This window comes from Brevundimonas sp. MYb52 (genome assembly GCF_002979535.1).
Taxonomy (GTDB): Bacteria; Pseudomonadota; Alphaproteobacteria; order Caulobacterales; family Caulobacteraceae; genus Brevundimonas.
On sequence record NZ_PCPB01000001.1, the window covers coordinates 130,039 to 147,436 of the forward strand.

Here is a 17,398-nt window from a genome sequence, read left to right on the forward strand (position 1 = left end):
CTTTTCCCCTGTTAAAGGCGAACCGGGGGGCGGGGAGGACGGCCTCTGACCTAGGTCCACGAGATGCGCACCTCAATCGCCTGGCCCACGAAGGCGGCGTACGGCCCGTCGACCCGCATGCGGTAGAGGGCGGCGGCGCGCACAGCGGCCTGGCCGTAGCGGCGGCCCGGCGGGGTTTCCGATTCGGCGAAGCAGGCGAAGAGGGTTCCGTCTTCCGCCACCATGCACCGAATGACGGCGCTGCCGAGCGGGTAGCGGGATGCGCCGGAGGGCCGCAGACGATCCAGATCAGCGGCGGTCGGTTGATCGAGCCAGACGGGCTCGGTCGGCACGGGTGCGATCGCTGCCGGAGCCGCAGGAGCGACCGGCGGGGCCGCCGCGGGGGCGGAGGCCGCTCCGAGGGAGGGCGTAGCCACGGTGACGCCCAGGCCGTCGAGCGTTGCAAGGTCGAGATAGCCGGACTGGGGAAGGCCGCTGGCGGCCTGATACTGCCTCAGCGCCGTCCGGGTCTTGTCGCCAAGGAGACCGTCGAGCCCGCCTGGATCATAGCCGCGAACCGTCAGGGCCGTTTGAACCCGACGCACCACCTGACGGATTTCGGACTGGCTGAAGGCGCGGCCGTTGATGCGGTCGCTGGGCGTGGAGGTTCCGCTCGACACGAAGGGCGTCGTGGTCGGCGTCGAATAGGTCGTGGCCGGAGGGCTGTAGAGCGGGGCGACGGCGCGCGGCGTCGTGGTGCGTGGGGCGGGCGTGCTGCGCGGGGCGGGCGTGCGCGGCGGGGTGTAGACCGGCGGCGTGTAGCGGGGCGCGCTATAGCCGCCGCTGCCTGAATAGTGGGACCGGTGCGAGCTATGACTGCGGTGGCTGCTGTGGCTGCGGTGCTGCGCCAGTTGGAGCAGGCGTTTGGCCTGGGCGGGATCGCGCCAATAGGTGACGCTGCGCTGCACCTCGGGCTTGTCGGCCACGGCCTTGGCGTCGGCCTGCGGAGCTGCCATCGCCGGTTGCTGGGCGACGAAGGGGCTTGCGACGCCGAGGAGAAGGGTCAGGCGGTCACGCCAGTTCATGAAGCGTCTCCGGAGCTGGAATGGGTTTGATGGCGCGGCTCCGCCAGGTCGGCCCGGCCGAAGCGAAGAAGCCGGCGCAGTCCGCAGCCACAGTGCAGCCCTCGCATTCGGGCGCGAAGGCGTTCTTCCAGTCCGAGATGGACTGGCGCGCAAACGGCCTCAGGGACAGAGGGAGGATGCAGAGCGGCAGATTGTAGAGGGAGGTGGTCAGGCCGCGATTGGCGAGATGGAAGACCGCCTCGCGCAGCGGAGCGACATAGTCGATCGGATCGATCCAGAGGCGGTAGCGGTTGCTCTTGGCGAAGCCCATGGGCTCTAGGCCCATGAGGGCGACGTGTTCGACGAAGGGCAGCCGACGGTAGAGGAAGGAGGCGAGCTGGGGCAGGCGGTCCACGGTCATGCGGTGCAGCACCACGCGGATCTCGACCCGGGCGCCCAGCCGGCCCAGTTCGAAGAGGCCTTGCAGCGTCTCCTCAAAGGCGCCGGGCGCATCGACGACGAGGTCGTGGTCGGCGGCGACGTCGCCGTAGAGCGGCACGGCCCAGACGACCTTGTTCTGATGTCGCTGAACCAGGCTCTCGGCCAGAGCGCGCGAGGCGAACAGGCGGCCGTTGGTCAGAATGTGGAGACCGGTGTCCGGCAGGTGCAGCGCGCAGGCGTCGATCAGTCGGCCGAGATCCTTGCCCAGCAGGGTGGGCTCGCCGCCGCTGACGCCGAGCTGGACCTCTTCGCGGTCGATCAGAGGGATCAGTCGGAGAAGCTCATCCGTCCGCCAGCTGTCGTCCTCGTCGCGCGGCGGTTGCGAACACATCAGGCAGCGGCTGTTGCAGCGCTCGGTGACGAAGAGGGTGTTGGCGCCGGAGCCGCGCCTATAGAGGACCGAGACCTGGGTGGAGTCGGGCCTGAGCCGCACCACGTCGCCGGGCTGGACGACGTGAGGATTGCGCAGTCCCGAAAGGGAAATGCGGGCCTCAGGATAGGCTTCTTGGCCTACTGATCCGGCGAAGGCGTCGCCCTGCGCTTCCCATAGCAGGATGTCAGCAGGCGCGAGGTGAGAGGCAAGGGCCTCCTCAGCTGTCAGCACCTTCAGGATTTCGACGTCCTGAACGCCATGGATGCGGGCGTGGGTGTGAAGCGGAAGGCTCATCGATCGACATGTCCTGGCGCTAGGATGTCGCTGCGCGGCCTGCCCATGGCCCAGGCCAGGAAGGTCGTCAGAGTGGAGGCGTCGGCGTCCGCCAGCCGGTTGAACAGCAGGGTGAACAGGCTCTTGTGCTTGAAGCAGAACTCACTGGTCGAGCGATCGCCGATTGGATCGCCCTGGGCGGCGGCGTGATACACGGGATCGGCTCCGCAGAAGGGCACGAAGGCGCACGTGTCGCACCCAGGCAGGGTCTCCGCCACCGAGCCCGTCGCCAGCCAGCGCATGGCGGGCGAAGACATCAGCGTATCGAGCGAGTCCGTCACTCGGCCCATGGCGAAGCGATCATCGCCAGTGCGCGCGGCCATACGGGCTTCGTCCGCCGGATAGACCTGACCGTCGTAGTCATAGACCAGGACGCCCAGACCGGCGCCGGCAGGGGACCTCAGGTCCATGTAGCCCGAATGGAAGGGGGTCAGCATGTGGCGCAGGAGGATGGCCGTATAGGTCTCTTCGAACGGCTCGCCCGATGCGTTGAGTTCGAGGATGTAGTCGAGCGCCGCCTCATAGAAGGCGAGGAACTCGCTCATCTCATAGCCGATGGCGCGCCGGGTCTTCAGCGCGAAGCCGTAGGGGCTGATGGGGCGCAGGAAGATCGAGGGGAAGCCGAGGTCGCGATAGTGATCGACCAGCCGCTTGGGGTCGGACAAGGCGCGCCGCGTCAGGGTGGGAAGGGCGCTGACGGCGTCGTTGCCCAAGACGGCCCGCGCCCGCGCCAGGGCGTGAAGGGTGCGGGCCCAGCTGTCGCGGCCGGGGTTGGGGCGGTTGGCGTCGTGCCACTCCGCAGGACCGTCGATCGAGGTCGAGAGACGGATTTCATGGTCGCGGCAATAGGCGAGGTCGTCGTCCGAGAGATGGTGCAGGGTCGAGACCATGGCGAAGCTGAGCTTGCGGTCATGGGTCTCGTTGAGTGCTTCGGCGCGCTCGACGATGGCGCGAACCAGGTCGAATCGGAGCGCAGGTTCGCCGCCCTGGAACTCGATGGTGAGCGCCGGCGCCGGCGCCTCGAAGACCCGATCAAGAGCGGCATAGGCGTCGTCGAGGCTCATATCGAAGCCGGCCGCGTCCACCGCCGCGCGCGACACCTGACAATACTGGCAGCTGTGATCGCAGCGCAGCGTCACCACGAAGATGTGGAGGGACGGACCGTCTAGGGCGAAGGATTTCCGTGTGGCGTGGGCGGCGCTTTCCAGATCGCTCCAATGCTCGCGAGGCGTGTCATTGAGCAGGACGCGCGCCTCGAGGTCCGCGTGGCGGGGATGTCCGAGAAGGAGGGCGTCAGCCGTCAGGGCGTCGTGCTCGGCACTGGACAGCACGGCGTAGTCGCCGAAATCATTGGTGACGAGCACCCGACGCCTTTCAGCGTCCAGTTGTATCGAGCGTCGCATAGAGCCCCCTCTCGCCCTGGTCGGTCATGCCGCTGATCCGACTGATTTGCAACGAGAGATCGTCGTTCGATCGCGCTGGGACGTGGACAGCAGCGGGCGCTCCCTCCGCTCGGCTTCTTCACAGACTTGGAACAAAATAAGAACATTTGACTTGTGCGGAGGAGCCTCCACCGCCTAGAGCGGCGATGGGTCGGTCGGCTGGTCTGGGAGCTGCACCATGCAAATGAACTTGGAAGGAAGGGCGCTGTCGGTTGCGGAACCGACGCGCGAGGATTTCGCTCTCGGCCGTCTAATGGCGCTCTGGCAGCACGGGGAGGCCGCGCGGGCGGACCCCGTCTTGCTGAACATGCAGGTTCGCATCGCGGCCGAACTCGCGCGGATATCGCCCGATGCGGCGGCAAAGGGCAGGGCGCTCTTCGAACGCCTGACCTCGGGCGGTCGCGCCTGAGCCATGGGTTTCCGTGCCTATGAGCAACGACCGCTCGCCTATCATCTGGCGACGCCGATTTCGGCGTCGGAGATGCGGCGGCGGGGCTGGGTGGCGATGGCGCGCTGTCAGGCCTGCCAGCTTGATCTGCGCATCGACCTGGACCTGATGGTGCGGCTCAACGGGCCGGACCTAACCTTGTTCGGCCGGACCTGCCGGTGCCGACGTCTGGGGTGTTCCGGGCGGATGGTCTTCATGGGCACCCCGCCTGGGCAGCAGATCGGCCTGTTCTGGCGACTGCAGAAACCCAACGAGATCAGCGCCAAGGAGGCTCTGGGATGAGAACGCCGCGTCGCGCCCGACCGAGTGATCACGACCTGGCCCGGCTGAAGGAGGCCCGGGACATTCTTGAGGGGCTGATGATCCAACTCCGTCCCTCCACGCCTGAATATCGGTCCGTGGTGAACGCCTTCGACGCTGTGCGGACGGCGGCGATCGATTGGACGGGCAATCCCGCGATCTGGAGCGGAGCGGACTCGGCGGGCCGCCGAGGCCTGCCGGATGCCTTCGTCAAACGTCCCGAACATACAAAATGGCCGCGCTAGAGAACGACTCCACAGCCGAGATTTGGCGTGAGAGGTTGAACTGATGTGCAACAACTACTCGCTGACGAAGGGACAGGCGGCGATCCGCGACGCGGCCAAGGCCATGCGTGACCTGACCGGCAACCTCGCGCCCATGCCCGGGATATTCCCAGACTATCCCGCCCCCATTGTCCGGACCGGCGCCGACGGCGTGCGGGAGCTGGCCCTGGCGCGCTGGGGCATGCCGTCGTCGCCCCAGGTCATCTTCGAGGCTGCGGGCCGACGCGCGGACAAGATGCGTGCACGAGGCGGCAGCGTCGATTTTGACGCCTTGCTGAAAATCGAACCGGACAAGGGCCTGACCAATATCCGCAACACGGACAGTCGGCACTGGGCGCCGCACCTGGGTCCGGCCAGGCGATGTCTGGTCCCCTTCACCAGCTTCAGCGAGTTCAATCGCGAGGCGGGCGGCGACATCTGGTTCGCCCTGGCTGAAGATCGTCCCCTGGCCTTCTTCGCCGGTCTTTGGATGCCGGACTGGACCGGTGTGCGCAAGATCAACACCGGCCTCGAGACGATTGATCTGTTTGGTTTTCTGACCTGCAGACCCAACGCCGAGGTGGAGGCCGTTCACCCCAAGGCCATGCCGGTCATTCTGACTCAACCGTCGGAGATCGAGCGATGGATGTCGGCGACCTGGGAGGAGGCGCGGAGCTTGCAGCGGCCGCTGGCCGATGGGACGCTTCGCATCGTGGCGCGGGGAGGGAAGCTGGATGAGGCCTGAGGACGAGAAAACCTTGGCGCTTAAGCTGTCGCGCGACGCCCTTTATTTGCATGAGCGTTCACGTAAGGCCGGCTGGATTGGCGCGTCGATCTGGCTGCGTTTCAGGGCTTTGATGTGCGAGGAAACGGCGTCGCGATTGAGGCGTCGCACGGGCTGATCCGATCAGGATTGGAGCAGTAGGGGTGATCTGCTGAACGCTTCCGCGGGTGCCCTTAAGCGCCCGAGATCAGGACGGCCTAGCCTTTTCGGCCTTCATCGACCCCGTCTGTAATGGCGGCCCTCGTAGCCGGGGCGGCCGATCAGCATGCCGACTGCAGGGCGGTGCGGTCTGATCCTCTTAGGCGCCCGAAGCGGCGTCCTTGCGGTTGCTGCCGGCAGGCGCGCTGGACCCGACGCTCTTCCTGGTCTCTGACCGCCGCAAGTCGTTCGGGGGCGGGCGGATCGGTTCGGGCGGCTTTGCCTGAGTGAGGAGGGGGCCTCGGAAGGCGAGGACATTCTCCTGCAAACGCGCCAGACGGCGCGACCTCTCGAAGGGCGTATCTGACCGATAACCGGTCGGCTGGCGCAACCGCGCGCTCGACTTTCATCCCCGGCCTGACGGCCTTCCTCGCGAAACAGGAAAGTCTCCCTTGCGGTCCTCCGCTTCGCTGCGGGGGCTCGACTACGTTCGCCCTGCGCGCCGCCCGGATCCCGGTCTCCCGATCGCCATCGAGGCCGCGGCAGGCGTGGCCCGAAAGCAAGGAGAGACGACCATGGCTTCCATCGGCACCTTCACCGCTCAAGGCGACGGCTACACCGGTTCGATCAAGACCCTGACCCTCAACGTCAAGGCGGCGGCCTTCCGGCCCAACGAGAAGAGCGACGACAAGGCGCCCGACTATCGCATCTTCGCTGGCCAGACCGAGTTCGGCGCAGCCTGGAAGAGGACGAGCCGGGAGAACCGCGACTACCTCTCGGTCAAGCTCGACGATCCCAGCTTCTCGGCTCCGATCTACGCCTCCCTGGTCGAGGCCGAGGACGGGTTCAGCCTGATCTGGTCACGCTGACCGAGCCGCGGCGGCGCTGAGGCAGCGCCGCCGCCCATCCCTTTATCGCCATTCGAGGAGGCCGCCATGACGCGCCCGAACGAACCCGCACGCCCCGATATCCACACCCGCATCACCCACCAGATCATCGCCCAACTGGAGGCCGGGGTCCGTCCCTGGAACCAACCCTGGGCCGCCTCGACCAGCGTCAGCCGACCGCTCCGGCACGACGGCACGCCCTACAGCGGCATCAACATCCTTCTCCTCTGGTCGGAGGCCGCCATACAAGGATTCACCGCACCGACCTGGATGACCTTCCGCCAGGCCCTGGCGCTTGGAGGCCATGTCCGGAAGGGCGAACGCGGGTCTTCCGTGGTCTACGCCAACACCCTGATCCGTACTGACACCTCGGAAGGGGGCGAGGACGAGACCTCCCGCATTCCCTTCCTCAAGGCCTATACGGTTTTCAACACCGCCCAGATCGACGATCTTCCTGAGCGCTATGCGCCCCAGCCGCAGCCGACGATCAATCCTGAGGTTCGCCTCAGCACGGCGGAGACCTTCTTCAAGGCATGCGGAGCGGATGTCCGGCACGGCGGCGGAAGCGCCTACTATGCGCCGGGACCGGACGTCGTGCAGATGCCTGCATTCGAGAGTTTCCAGGACGCCCAGAGCTACTACGCCACCCTGGGCCATGAGATGACCCATTGGACCCGTCATGCCAGCCGGCTAGATCGGGATCTTGGCCGTCAACGTCACGGCGACGAAGGCTATGCCCGAGAGGAACTGGTCGCGGAACTCGGCGCGGCCTTCCTTTGCGCCGACCTTGGTCTGGCGCTCGAGCCTCGCGAGGACCACGCCGCCTATATCGCTTCCTGGCTCCAGGTGCTGCGCGATGACAAGCGGTTCATCGTCTCGGCCGCCGCCCACGCACAGCGCGCGGTGGCATGGCTGCATATGCTGCAACCCGATAGCTGAAATCGGCCTCTACCGGTCGGTGTCCCGCATCGCTGCGACGGCGCCGGCCGGGAAGGTGGGCTGGACCTCTCTGCCTTCTGTCGTGCTGAGGTGGCGGTTGAGCGCGCAAAGCCGCCCGTCGGGCGGGGTGGGATCATCCGTAGGCCTACGGGGAGAGGCAATGAGCGGTCTAGGGCAGGATAGGCTTTGCGCCGGCAATGTCTGACAGAGCCTTTTCCCTATGGACCGCTTCACCGTTCGTCTTCCTCCTGACCTGGCCCGCCGCTTCGATGCGGCGGCGAGCGCTTGCGGCGGTCGGTCGAGGCTGTTGAGGCGGCTGATCGAGGGTTCGGCGGCGGATGGGGATCCGATCTCCGGAACGGCGCCGGCGGAGCTGCTGACCGGAAAGCTGACCTTGAGACTGGGCGCCACCGACCTTGCTGCCGTTGAGGTCGCGGCTGCGGCGGTCGGTCTGTCTCGCACACAGTGGGTGGTCGCCCTCGTGCGCCGACGGCTCCATGCACGGCCGCAGCTTTCGCCGCCCGAGGCTGCCGCTTTCATCGAGGTCCAGCGCGACCTGCGTCGTATCGGCGTGAACCTGAACCAGATCGCTCGGACCGTGAACGCGACGGTTCCGGGAGAGCGGGCGCCTGATGAGGAACTGGCCCGGGTCGTCGCCTTCGCAGAGGAAGTCAGGGGCGGCCTGTCGGGTCTGCGTCGGGCGTTTGAGGGCAATCTCGACTACTGGTCGGCCGGGTCGTGACGGACTTCCGGTCGCCATTCGGTTTCGAGGAGGCGCTGCGGCCGCCGGTTCAGCCAGGCCGTGCGCGGATCACGCGGCCGGTGCTTGGGCCGAGTGGATCGGGCGGCGGCAAGGGGGCGCGGGCGGCGCTCGCGCGCGTGGCCCGACGCGTGCCGGAAGCCATGGTCAAGATCACCGGCAAGACGCGAGACGCCGGCCATCTCGCCCGTCACCTCGACTATATCTCCCGCAGCGGACGCCTGCCTCTGGAAGGTCCGGACGGCGAGCGTCTGGCCGGTCGCGTCGAGGTGCGGGCGCTCGCGGACGACTGGGCGGGGGAACTGTCGGTCGAGCCGCTACGACGGCGAACGGCTGTCTCCATGTCGATCGTGCTCAGCATGCCGGCGGGCACGGAGGCCTTCCGTGTCGAGGACGCGTCGCGGGCCTTCGCGGAGAAGGTGTTCGGCGAGCGCTTCGCCTATGTCTTCGTCCTGCACGACGAGGACCGGCATCCGCACGTCCACCTGACCGTTCGTATGTCAGGGCGCGAGGGCGCGCGGCTGAATCCGAGGAAGGCGGACCTCCAGAGATGGCGGGAGGTCTTCGCCGAAGCCCTGCGGGAGCGAGGCGTCGAGGCGGAGGCGACGCCGCGGCGCGCGCGGGGCGTCGTGCAGAAGGCGGAGCACACCTCGGTTCGCAAGGCGCGTGAGCGGTTCGAGGCTGGGGCCGGCCCCATGCCGAAGGTGCTCGCGGGCGCCTTGCGCGAGGCGGCGCGCGGGGAGGGCGAGATGGCAAGCTGGGAGCGTCAGTCGATTGAGCGTCAGCGTCTCATCCGGCGCGCCTATGTCGCTGATGCCCTGGCCCTGTCCCGCTCTGTTGATCCACGGGAACGCGAACTCGGCCGTTCGGTCGAGGCCTTCGTCCGCGGCCTGCCCAAGCCCGAGACCCGGCGGATGCGCCTGCGCGACGAGATCGCGGCGGTCCGGGATCGCGCTGATGGTGGAGCGACGCGGTCGCCGGAGCCGGGGGCCCGGGGCCGTTCCCGCTGAGGCGATGTCAGTCGGTTTTGGCCGCCTTCAGTTCAAGGCGGAGGGCGCGCTGGATGCGGACCGCATCGGCCTCATAGACCCCGGCGTCGTCGGCGTAGGCGCGCCAGGCCGATACCGGGGCGCTGACTTCCGCGATGAGGGCGAGGGCCCTTCTCCGGCTGAAGCCGCAGTAGGCCCCGAAGGCGACGAGGTCCTCCAGGTTAAAGTCGTCGCGCTTGCCGTTCAGGCTCATCTGGTGCTGTCGGGTCCAGGGGCCTGAGGGGTTGTAGGCATAGGCCACGTCATAGGCGGGGGAGAGCCGCCAGGCGCCGGTGCGGTCCATCAGGAAGGCGATGTTCTTGACGTGGTCGTCCTGGTTGCGGATCAGGATGTTGAAGACCGCGCGGCGGAACTGCTGCTCGATATCGACCGCCGGCAGGCCGAGCCGGCGAATGGTCTCGACGGCCTGTTCGTAGGCATAGGCGCCGGTGGCGTTGAAATCGAAATGACGGATGGCCGCCAGGGACTGCATGTGCAGCTTGTCGCCCGTGGACGTCCGGTCGAAGCGCCGGGTCATGAAATGGCTTCGGCCGCCTTCCTGGTGAAGGCGGCATTCGGACATGTCGATGCCGGCGTCGGCCGCCATGCGCGAGAAGGCGTATTCGATCAAGCCGAAGCCCTGGGGATCGGCAAGCTCCTTGTCGCGGTTGTTGCTTACCCCGTCGAACTTGATCAGCCAGTAGGTGAAGCCGGCATCCGCGGGGAGTTGGCCGGACCGGAACTCGCCGGTTGTGGCGTTCCAGGCGAGGACGGCCTTGGCGCGGGCGCCGCCGGCCGAGGTGCCGACGCGCAGGATCTCTTCCAGCGTATCCCGGTCGTCTTCTCCGGACAGGACGCCGTGCAGGTCGGCGCGGGCGTCGAGGACCTGGTTGGCGAGATCGACGAGGGCGTCGATCTGGATCGGGCGCGAACGGCGCTCGGCCTTGAGCACGGTCGGGTGGAACTCAAGCGCCCCCATGCCGCGCGTGCCGATGTAGCAGAGGCGTTCGACGGGATTGAAGCTGGCGGCGTCCCGGCCTTCGCGTGCGAGCCAGGCGTCAATCAGGGCGTTGCCGTATTTGTCGGGAAGGGAATCCGCCAGGAGACCCGGCAGGCCCTTGAAGGCGTCTCGCGGCAGTTCCGGAAAGGCGTAGGGGGCCGCGTTCAGCGGCATGGCGAGCGGCGCCAACTCCACGCCGCTGCCGAGGAAGTCGGGCATGTACTGGAAGACGGCATGGCCGCGCGCCTCGACCCAGCTGACGGCGCCGATGTCCGTGCCCCAAAGGCGGATGGTGGCGTCGGTCATGACTTGTCGCCCCAGGCCCAGCGGGAGGCGGGTGGGGGCGAGGATGCTGGCGCTGCGCGTTGGCGTTCCCTGCCGGCCGGCCGCACCCGTTCGACCGGACGGATGTCCAAGGCGGGCGTCAGGGCGTCGAGGCGGCCGGCGATCTGCAGGGCGTCCATTGCGCGGATGAGATTGTCGAGGGAGACGTTCTTTCCGTCTTCCAGACGACGCAGGGTGCTGAGGGAAATCCCTGCCTCCGTCGCGAGCTGCGCCTGGGTGAGGTTCCGGCTGAGGCGTTCAGCCGCCAGTCCGCGACCCAGACGTTCAGCCTGGCGATTGATCTCTGCCTCGGCGCGCGACATGCAATCCTCCATATATGAGCGATTATCGCTCATGGGACATGGTAACGTCTATATATGAACGATTGTGAGGAGTCCAATAGCGACTCTGGTATCGCTCATATATGAGTGGTTGTGTCGTCTTTGGAGTATAATCGTTCATATATGGACGGTTGTACTTCAACGCTCTCGGTCCCGTCTTCGTGTCTGGGCCTGACCGGCCTCGCGTTCGAACAGCCTACCGGCGTCGAGGTGGCGGATCACGCGGGCGACGGCGCGCTGCATCAGACGGGCCTGGGCGGCGGGGTCCTTTATGAGCGAGCGAACGGCGATCGCGACCTGGGCCATCCGCGATGGGGCCTGTGCTTGGGCGCGGGCCCGATCACCATCCTTTTTGGCTGTCTTGCCGGCCGGGGTTTTCCGCTCCGCCGCCTGACGGTCGATCTCCCGGGGGCGATAGCCCCGCACCTGGAGGTCTAGGGCCTGAGCCTGGACCCAGACCTCGCGCCGGAAGGCGGGGTCGCCACTGACGACGATCTCGCGCCAGCCGCGGTGGTCGGCGATCCGCAACATGTCCCTAACCACGTCCGGATAGGGCTCGCGCGCGGTCAGGCGTCCGCCGTGATCACGGAAAAGCGCGTCTTCGCCCCGGTTGTCCCGGTGGAAGCGTTCGGCCCTGCCTCTCCGGTCGTGCTCGACCAGGTATTTCGCCTCCAGCCCCTCGGGCAGGTCGCCCTTGTGACGCGAGATCGGGGCCGCTCTCGGAGAACGGCCGGGCGGCGGGCCAAGTCCATTCTCCGTCTCGCGGCCTGGCGTCTCGGCGGTTCTGTTTCTGGCCATCACTCTCTCCCGTCGGTGCGGTCTCGCGGCGCGACCGCATGGTCGATGACGGCGTCCACCCAGGCCGCGACCTGGGCCTCGGCGGCGCCTTGGGGCGGTGGCAGGGGCGCGCCCTCCTGCTCAAGCGAACGGACCAGACCCTCGAAGCTCCAGTCGTCGCTTTCACCGGTCTGTTTTGAGGGGGGAAGCGTTGGAAGGGGCGGGGGCGTTGCCGGCCGGGGTATGGACGGCACCTCCGGAGGCGCGATGGGGCGGCGTTTCAGGGCCGGGTGGGTGAAGAAGCGAAGCTTGCGGCCGAAGATGGGCGGCAGGCCGGCCTTCAGGACGATGATGGCCTCGGCGTCCATCTGCATCAGCTCCTGGGGCAGCATCAGGGGGCGCTTCTGGTCGGACAGGGTGACCGAGCGCTTTCCGGAGCCCAACATGGCGGGCCGGCTGCGGGACAGGGCGGCGTAGGTATAGGCGCCGAGCCGCTCGCTGAGATCACGGGCCGTCTTCAGTTCCTTCGGGGCGAAGGCGACCTCGACGGCGCAGTTCGACATGATCTCCTCGGCGACGTCCGGCCCGTAGATGGCCCGGAGCTGGGCGGGGCTCTGCAGGACGGGCAGGAGGCGCAGCCCATAGCCGGCCACATAGGCGAAGGCGCGCGCGAGGACGCCGGCATGGCCGAGACGGGCGAACTCGTCGAGCAGGACCAGGACTTCCAGCGGCTCGGCACGCCGATCTGGTAACCGCCGGGTATTCAGATCTACGAGCTGCTGGAAGAAGAGGCTGTAGAGCGGGGCGCAGCGCGCGACATTGTCCGGAGAGACGCCAAGATAGATCGAGGTCGGGCGGGAGCGCAGGGTCCTCAGGTCCATGTCCGAGACCGACGTCGCGGCGTCGACCAGGGGATTCAGCCAGAGCGCCATACGCGCCGTGATGGTCTGTTTGATGGAGGCGAAGGTGTTCTCGCCGGCCGTGGCGAAGTCGATGAGGGCGGCGACGCAATAGGACGACAAGGGGCGTTCGGAGAGGGCGCGCGCCTCGACCAGGGCGGGAAAGCGCCGACGAGGATCGCCGCCGGTGAGCTGGCGAAAAATCTCGCCGAGTGTGAAGGGCAGATCCGGCGTCTCGGCCACATAGGCGCCCACGCCGATGAAGCCGGTCCGCGCCGCCTCGTTCCAGAAAGGATCAGCATGCTCGGGCGCCGGGAAGAGCATGGTTGCGATCTTCTGGAGTTCGTCGAGGGTCTCGACAGGGTTGCGCCGGTTGATGTGGCCGAGCGGATTGTAGCGGGCGGTCCGACCCTGCGGGTCGAGGGGATCAAAGCGCCAGACTGTCTGGCCGCAGCAGGCGCGATAGCCGGCGGTGGCGGCCCAGTTCTCCTGCTTGACGTCCAGGACCACGACCGAGCCCGGCCAGGTCAGGAGATTGGGAATGACCACGCCGACGCCCTTGCCCGTGCGGGTCGGGGCGTGGAGCAGGACGTGCTCGGGGCCGTCAAAGACCAGGGGGCGGCCCTTGGCCTGGCCGATCAAAATGCCGGATCGCGCCCTGAGCCCGGCCCGGGCGATCTCCGCGCCGTTCGCCCAGCGCGCGGCGCCATGGAGCGGTCGGCGGCGCGAAAGGGCGACCGCTGCGGCCATGACGGTGAGCAGGAGGGCGCTTGAGCCGGCGCCGACGCCCAGCCAGCGCATCAGCTCGTGATCCTGGCGGGATCGCCAGACCCAGGCGGGAAGCCTGACCCAGTCGAGATCGGAAACCAGCTGTCCCGTTCCGGTCAGGGCGATGACCAGGGTCAGCGCTGCGCCGATGCCGGTCAGGGCGAGGCCGGCGACGGCGTAAGCCGCCGCCCTAGCCGCGGGCGAGGCGTTTGCGAGCGGGGTCATGCCAGACCTCCGTCATCTGGAAGCAGCCGTCGACCTTCTTCATCTGGACCACCACATCCACCATCAGGTGCAGCAGGCTGCGGATATCGTCGCGCGGAAGGTCGCGGCCGCCTTCGGATTCGCGCACCAGCAGGGTGAGCTGTTCGAAGGCCAGGGCCGCTGAGTCAGCGTGCACGGTGGTGATCGAGCCGGGGTGGCCCGAGTTGACGGTGCGCAGGAAGAAAAAGGCGGCCGCGCCGTCGCGGAGTTCCTGCAACAGGATCCGGTCCGGTCGCATGCGCAGGGCGCTTTCCAGCAGGGCCTTGGGACCGATCTTGGCCGGACCCTGTCCGTCCTTGGCGTAGAGGAGATGGACGGCGTTGCGATGGGGCACGACCAGTTCGCGCGTGTCCTCAATCGTCAGCAGCCGCTCATGCGCGGGAATCAACTCCACCAGTCCCTTGGCGAAGGTGGTCTTGCCCGAGCCTGTGGCGCCGGAGATGAGGATATTGCGCCGGCTCTCCACCGCCAGCCGGAAGAAGCCGGGCCAGTCTCCGGCCTGGCGCAGGGCGGTCAGGGCGGTGTCCGTGGGGTCGACCTCGTCGCCCCTCACGGCGGTCGCCGCCGCGAACAGTCCGGCGGCTTCGAAATCCTCGAGTCCCATGCGGCGGCGCGAGGGTTTACGGATGGTCAGGGAGACGGCGCCGCTCGGTACGGCCGGCGGAAGGACGATCTGGCACCGCTCGTTTCCCGTCAGGATGGTGGAGCAGATTGGATGTTCGGCGTCGACGTCCTGCCGGGTGAAGGCTGCGGCCGCGACCGCCAGGGTACGCAGCCAGGCCTCACTCAGATCGGCGACCTCGTGCCAGCGCCATTGGCCGCCGGCTTCGACCCCGACCTCGCCCGGACGATTGATCACCACCTCCGTGACCGCGTCCGGCACCAGGAAGGGGCGGAGCGGCGCGAGGTAGTGGTCAAGGACGGACGTGTCCTCCATCAGCGCGGCCGAAGGCGGTAGACGCCCGCGAAGTTGAGATCCTGGGCGACGAAGATGGAGACCTCGGCGCCTTGCGCCTTGCGCAGAGTCGGCGGGATGGCGACGGAGTTCTGAAGGGCGACGGCGGCGGCGTCGGACGGGACCCGCGCCGAGGACTGGAACTCCTGTCCGCGGCCGGCCGCCGCATAGACGCCGTCATCGACGATCGACAACAGAAGGGTGCCGCCGAAACGGTCCCAGAAACGGGTGTCGATCTCGCCGTCGAAGCCGGATTGGCCCAGGGCGTCGGTGGCGGGCGAGGCAAGCGCCACCGCCACGCCCGTCGGGGTGACGGCCCGCGTCCAGAGGACAAAGAGCCGGCGACGGCCGGCTTCAAGCCCGCCGCGATACTCGCCCAGAACCCGCGTCCCGCGCTCCATCAGCACCACGGCGCCATTGTCCGAGAAGACGTCGCGAGACACCAAGCAGCTGACGTAGCCAGGCGTGGCGCTGTCCATGGCGGTCTGCAGCACGCAGGGCAGGTTGGTCCCGGCGGTGATCAGGAGGTTGCGATCCGGGAGACGGCCCGCCTGGGCCTGGCCGATAGGGCTGAGGCGGCGAAGTTCGTCGAGCGAAGTCGGGCTTTGGGGCGCGGTGACCGGCAGGGGCGTTGCGTGATCGGCGCCGGTCGAAGCTCGGCCGGAGCGACTATAGGCCAGCAGCGGCGCCCGCCGGGCGCTCTCGGCCAGCACGCGCCTCTGTTCCGCCGCCGAGACGCCCGAGGGCGCGGCGCCGGTCGTGTCCTGAGGTCGCTCGATCGCCGGTAGGGGATCACCCTCGTCAATCAGCGGGAGTGCGTACGGGTCAATGTCGTCGGAGAGAAGCGGGGGCTCTGTTCGGCGGGCAGGTTCGAAGGGCGCGCCTTGTCGCGCCGGCTCGTCGGCGGTCTGAGATTTCCGATCCCGGGCGTCGCCCCGATCCCAGGTCGCGAAGAGGAATACGCCGCAGCCGGCGGCCAATGCAGCCAGGGTGATCATCCGTCCCTGGCGTCCGCCCAGCCGTCCCGCGATGGGGGATATGCCCCGGTCCTGACCGTTCGGCGGGACCTCGGGACGGTCTGGCGCCTCGGGCGGGGGCAGCGGCTCGGTGGTCATGGCCGGCCTCCCGTCGGGGCGCGCTCGACCATCGGAGAGGCCGTGCCGCCGGGCATGGCGACGCCGCGCGTGTCCCAGGCGTCGTTGAAGATGCACAACACCGAAGCGCCGCGACGCAGACGCAGGGCGCGCGCTGTTCCGTGGATGACCACGAACTCTCCGCGAACGTCATAGGGGATCAGCCGCTCGCTTCCGTCCTCGCCGATCTCGAAGAGGGCCGGGATGGCCTGGGCGCCGGGAAAGCGCAGGATGGTGAAGCGGCCGTTGTCGCTCACTTCGCTGGGTTGAAGTCGGCTGTCGCCCTGGACCGAATAGGCGAGATTGCGCGGTCCCAGGACCGCGCCCTGCTGCAGTTCCAGGCTGATGAGGCCTTGCTCCGCGATGTCGGCGGCCCGGGCGAGGCCGGCGACGGCGCGGGCCTGATCGTCGTCGGGATAGAGGAAGCGGATCTGATAGGCGATCGATGCGCGCGCCCCCGGATCCCGAGCGACCAGTTCGAAGGCGTAGTGTCGGGCCTGCCCCGCGCGGTCGGTGACCACGAGGAGATTGGTGGTCTGGTGGCGCTCGCGTGGCTTCAGAAAGAGGACCGAGCCTTCGGCGGCGACCTCCCAGGCCACGCTGTCGCCAATGGCGGCGTGTCGGATGGTCTCCTCGGGAGAAAAGACGATCTGGGTTGCGGTGCGGAAGGCCCCGGCCACCCGATAGACCTCGCCGGGGGCATAGACGACTTCGCGCATGCGGGCGTCCGGCATCTCCTGGGCGAGGGTGGGGCTGGCGAGCGTCAGGGCGCCCAGACTGATGGATAGGACGAGGGCTTTCATCGGATGACCTCCGGATCGGCGCGATAGGAGACGACCTGGAACCCAAGGGGATTGCGCAGCCGGTCCGCCTCCGTCATCGGCGCACGGGTCCAGGTGAAGGCTATGGTGGCGATCCAGTCGCTCTCGACGACCTGCCGGGCGTGGCGGAGCGTGCGGCGGAAGCGGACATTGGCGACATCCTCGTTGATGAAGCTGATGGCGCGGATAGCGACGACGGCCTCGCCGTCAGGGCCATAGAGGTTCTGCGGGCTCTGAGGGTTGGAGCCGCGGTAGAGCTCAGACCAGCGCGTCTGTTCGCCTGGAGCCGAGAGGATGGACACCATGCGGAAGGCGTCCTCGGCGGCCGGGTCGAGATAGCCTTCGCGAGCGCGGACATATTGGGCGAGGAAGTATTTGCTGACGGCTTCGTCGTAGCGCGCCGGCCCCTGGTCTGCCGACAAACCCCTGACCACGTCTACCGCCCCGGTCGACTGATCGACGCGGATGACGAAGGGTTCGCTGGTCTTCAGCGGCGTCAGGGCGATGACGGCCAGGCTCGAGGCGGCGGCGAGAAGCGTGGTCGCGCCGGCCGCGATCCAAGCGAAGCGTCGCGAGCGAAGGGCGGAAGACAGACGATCCTGGTCCCAGCGTCGCGCCTGGGCGAAGTAGCGCTTGAGCTCGTCGGACGGGACGCCGGTCACGTGCAGCCTCCGGTCTGCGGCGCTTTGGCGTGGGCTGGTGCGACGGCCTGAGGCGACGTCGCCGGGTCGGGCGTCAGAACGGAGCCATAGGGATTGGCGGGTCTTCGGGCCGTCCCGTCGCAGGTCGGCAGGTCGGGTCCGGACAGGGAGGCGCAGCCGCCAAGGGCGTAGGCCCCCAGAAGGCAGACGAAGGGCGGCAGGAAGCGAAGAGACAT

Annotated in this window: 20 protein-coding genes; 8 read left to right on the top strand and 12 right to left on the bottom strand. The window is 68.0% G+C overall.

Annotated elements, in window-relative coordinates:
- Positions 1-50: 50 nt before the first annotated feature.
- From hxsA to hxsB, 3 genes are read right to left on the bottom strand one after another with little or no spacing between them, the layout of a single operon-like run.
- Positions 51-1,064 (bottom strand): His-Xaa-Ser repeat protein HxsA, encoded by a 1,014-nt coding sequence (hxsA, locus tag CQ039_RS00725; protein WP_105714850.1) that lies wholly within the window; start codon positions 1,062-1,064, stop codon positions 51-53.
- Positions 1,051-2,211 carry a His-Xaa-Ser system radical SAM maturase HxsC gene (gene hxsC, locus CQ039_RS00730; RefSeq protein WP_105564975.1) on the bottom strand — a complete coding sequence of 387 codons (1,161 nt, stop codon included), beginning with the start codon at positions 2,209-2,211 and terminating at the stop codon, positions 1,051-1,053. Before hxsC ends, hxsA begins: the two co-directional genes overlap by 14 nt.
- A complete protein-coding gene (gene hxsB / locus CQ039_RS00735; RefSeq protein ID WP_105564976.1) occupies positions 2,208-3,653 on the bottom strand; it encodes a His-Xaa-Ser system radical SAM maturase HxsB in 1,446 nt (481 codons plus the stop codon). Before hxsB ends, hxsC begins: the two co-directional genes overlap by 4 nt.
- A gap of 217 nt (positions 3,654-3,870) precedes the next feature.
- On the opposite strand from hxsB, the gene CQ039_RS00740 reads away from it, so the two are divergent.
- The 8 genes from CQ039_RS00740 (at position 3,871) to CQ039_RS00775 (ending at position 9,221) form a co-directional block, all read left to right on the top strand.
- Positions 3,871-4,101 carry a hypothetical protein gene (locus tag CQ039_RS00740; protein WP_105564977.1) on the top strand — a complete coding sequence of 77 codons (231 nt, stop codon included), beginning with the start codon at positions 3,871-3,873 and terminating at the stop codon, positions 4,099-4,101.
- A gap of 3 nt (positions 4,102-4,104) precedes the next feature.
- A complete protein-coding gene (locus CQ039_RS00745) occupies positions 4,105-4,422 on the top strand; it encodes a hypothetical protein (RefSeq protein WP_105564978.1) in 318 nt (105 codons plus the stop codon).
- Positions 4,419-4,685 (top strand): hypothetical protein, encoded by a 267-nt coding sequence (locus CQ039_RS00750; RefSeq protein WP_105564979.1) that lies wholly within the window; start codon positions 4,419-4,421, stop codon positions 4,683-4,685. The genes CQ039_RS00745 and CQ039_RS00750 overlap by 4 nt, the downstream gene beginning before the upstream one ends.
- A 43-nt stretch (positions 4,686-4,728) precedes the next feature.
- On the top strand, positions 4,729-5,448 hold the full coding sequence (locus tag CQ039_RS00755; RefSeq protein WP_105564980.1) for an SOS response-associated peptidase: 720 nt from the start codon (positions 4,729-4,731) through the stop codon (positions 5,446-5,448).
- A gap of 752 nt (positions 5,449-6,200) precedes the next feature.
- Complete coding sequence (locus tag CQ039_RS00760; RefSeq protein WP_105564981.1) at positions 6,201-6,494, top strand: DUF736 domain-containing protein; 294 nt, start codon at positions 6,201-6,203, stop codon at positions 6,492-6,494.
- 66 nt (positions 6,495-6,560) lie between these two features.
- Complete coding sequence (locus CQ039_RS00765; RefSeq protein WP_105564982.1) at positions 6,561-7,451, top strand: ArdC family protein; 891 nt, start codon at positions 6,561-6,563, stop codon at positions 7,449-7,451.
- Positions 7,452-7,671: 220 nt separating this feature from the next.
- Positions 7,672-8,193 carry a plasmid mobilization relaxosome protein MobC gene (gene mobC / locus CQ039_RS00770; RefSeq protein ID WP_105564983.1) on the top strand — a complete coding sequence of 174 codons (522 nt, stop codon included), beginning with the start codon at positions 7,672-7,674 and terminating at the stop codon, positions 8,191-8,193.
- A gap of 80 nt (positions 8,194-8,273) precedes the next feature.
- On the top strand, positions 8,274-9,221 hold the full coding sequence (locus CQ039_RS00775) for a hypothetical protein (RefSeq protein ID WP_199183519.1): 948 nt from the start codon (positions 8,274-8,276) through the stop codon (positions 9,219-9,221).
- Between the two features lie 7 nt (positions 9,222-9,228).
- Here the strand turns inward: CQ039_RS00775 and CQ039_RS00780 are convergent, their stop codons facing one another.
- From CQ039_RS00780 to CQ039_RS00820, 9 genes are all read right to left on the bottom strand, one after another.
- The gene (locus CQ039_RS00780; RefSeq protein WP_105564984.1) at positions 9,229-10,545 is read right to left on the bottom strand and encodes a type II toxin-antitoxin system HipA family toxin; all 1,317 of its coding nucleotides are present in this window, start codon (positions 10,543-10,545) and stop codon (positions 9,229-9,231) included.
- Complete coding sequence (locus tag CQ039_RS00785; RefSeq protein ID WP_105564985.1) at positions 10,542-10,886, bottom strand: helix-turn-helix domain-containing protein; 345 nt, start codon at positions 10,884-10,886, stop codon at positions 10,542-10,544. The genes CQ039_RS00780 and CQ039_RS00785 overlap by 4 nt, the downstream gene beginning before the upstream one ends.
- A gap of 156 nt (positions 10,887-11,042) precedes the next feature.
- Positions 11,043-11,702, bottom strand: a complete 660-nt coding sequence (locus tag CQ039_RS00790; RefSeq protein WP_105564986.1) for an LPD7 domain-containing protein — start codon at positions 11,700-11,702, stop codon at positions 11,043-11,045.
- The gene (locus CQ039_RS00795) at positions 11,702-13,573 is read right to left on the bottom strand and encodes a type IV secretory system conjugative DNA transfer family protein (protein WP_105690018.1); all 1,872 of its coding nucleotides are present in this window, start codon (positions 13,571-13,573) and stop codon (positions 11,702-11,704) included. Before CQ039_RS00795 ends, CQ039_RS00790 begins: the two co-directional genes overlap by 1 nt.
- On the bottom strand, positions 13,539-14,549 hold the full coding sequence (gene virB11 / locus CQ039_RS00800) for a P-type DNA transfer ATPase VirB11 (protein WP_105564783.1): 1,011 nt from the start codon (positions 14,547-14,549) through the stop codon (positions 13,539-13,541). Before virB11 ends, CQ039_RS00795 begins: the two co-directional genes overlap by 35 nt.
- Positions 14,549-15,682 (bottom strand): type IV secretion system protein VirB10, encoded by a 1,134-nt coding sequence (gene virB10, locus CQ039_RS00805; protein ID WP_199183520.1) that lies wholly within the window; start codon positions 15,680-15,682, stop codon positions 14,549-14,551. The genes virB11 and virB10 overlap by 1 nt, the downstream gene beginning before the upstream one ends.
- The gene (locus CQ039_RS00810) at positions 15,679-16,503 is read right to left on the bottom strand and encodes a TrbG/VirB9 family P-type conjugative transfer protein (protein ID WP_105564784.1); all 825 of its coding nucleotides are present in this window, start codon (positions 16,501-16,503) and stop codon (positions 15,679-15,681) included. Before CQ039_RS00810 ends, virB10 begins: the two co-directional genes overlap by 4 nt.
- Positions 16,500-17,183 carry a virB8 family protein gene (locus CQ039_RS00815; RefSeq protein WP_105564785.1) on the bottom strand — a complete coding sequence of 228 codons (684 nt, stop codon included), beginning with the start codon at positions 17,181-17,183 and terminating at the stop codon, positions 16,500-16,502. Before CQ039_RS00815 ends, CQ039_RS00810 begins: the two co-directional genes overlap by 4 nt.
- Positions 17,180-17,398, bottom strand: coding sequence for a hypothetical protein (locus tag CQ039_RS00820; RefSeq protein WP_105564786.1), 219 nt, complete (start codon positions 17,396-17,398; stop codon positions 17,180-17,182). Before CQ039_RS00820 ends, CQ039_RS00815 begins: the two co-directional genes overlap by 4 nt.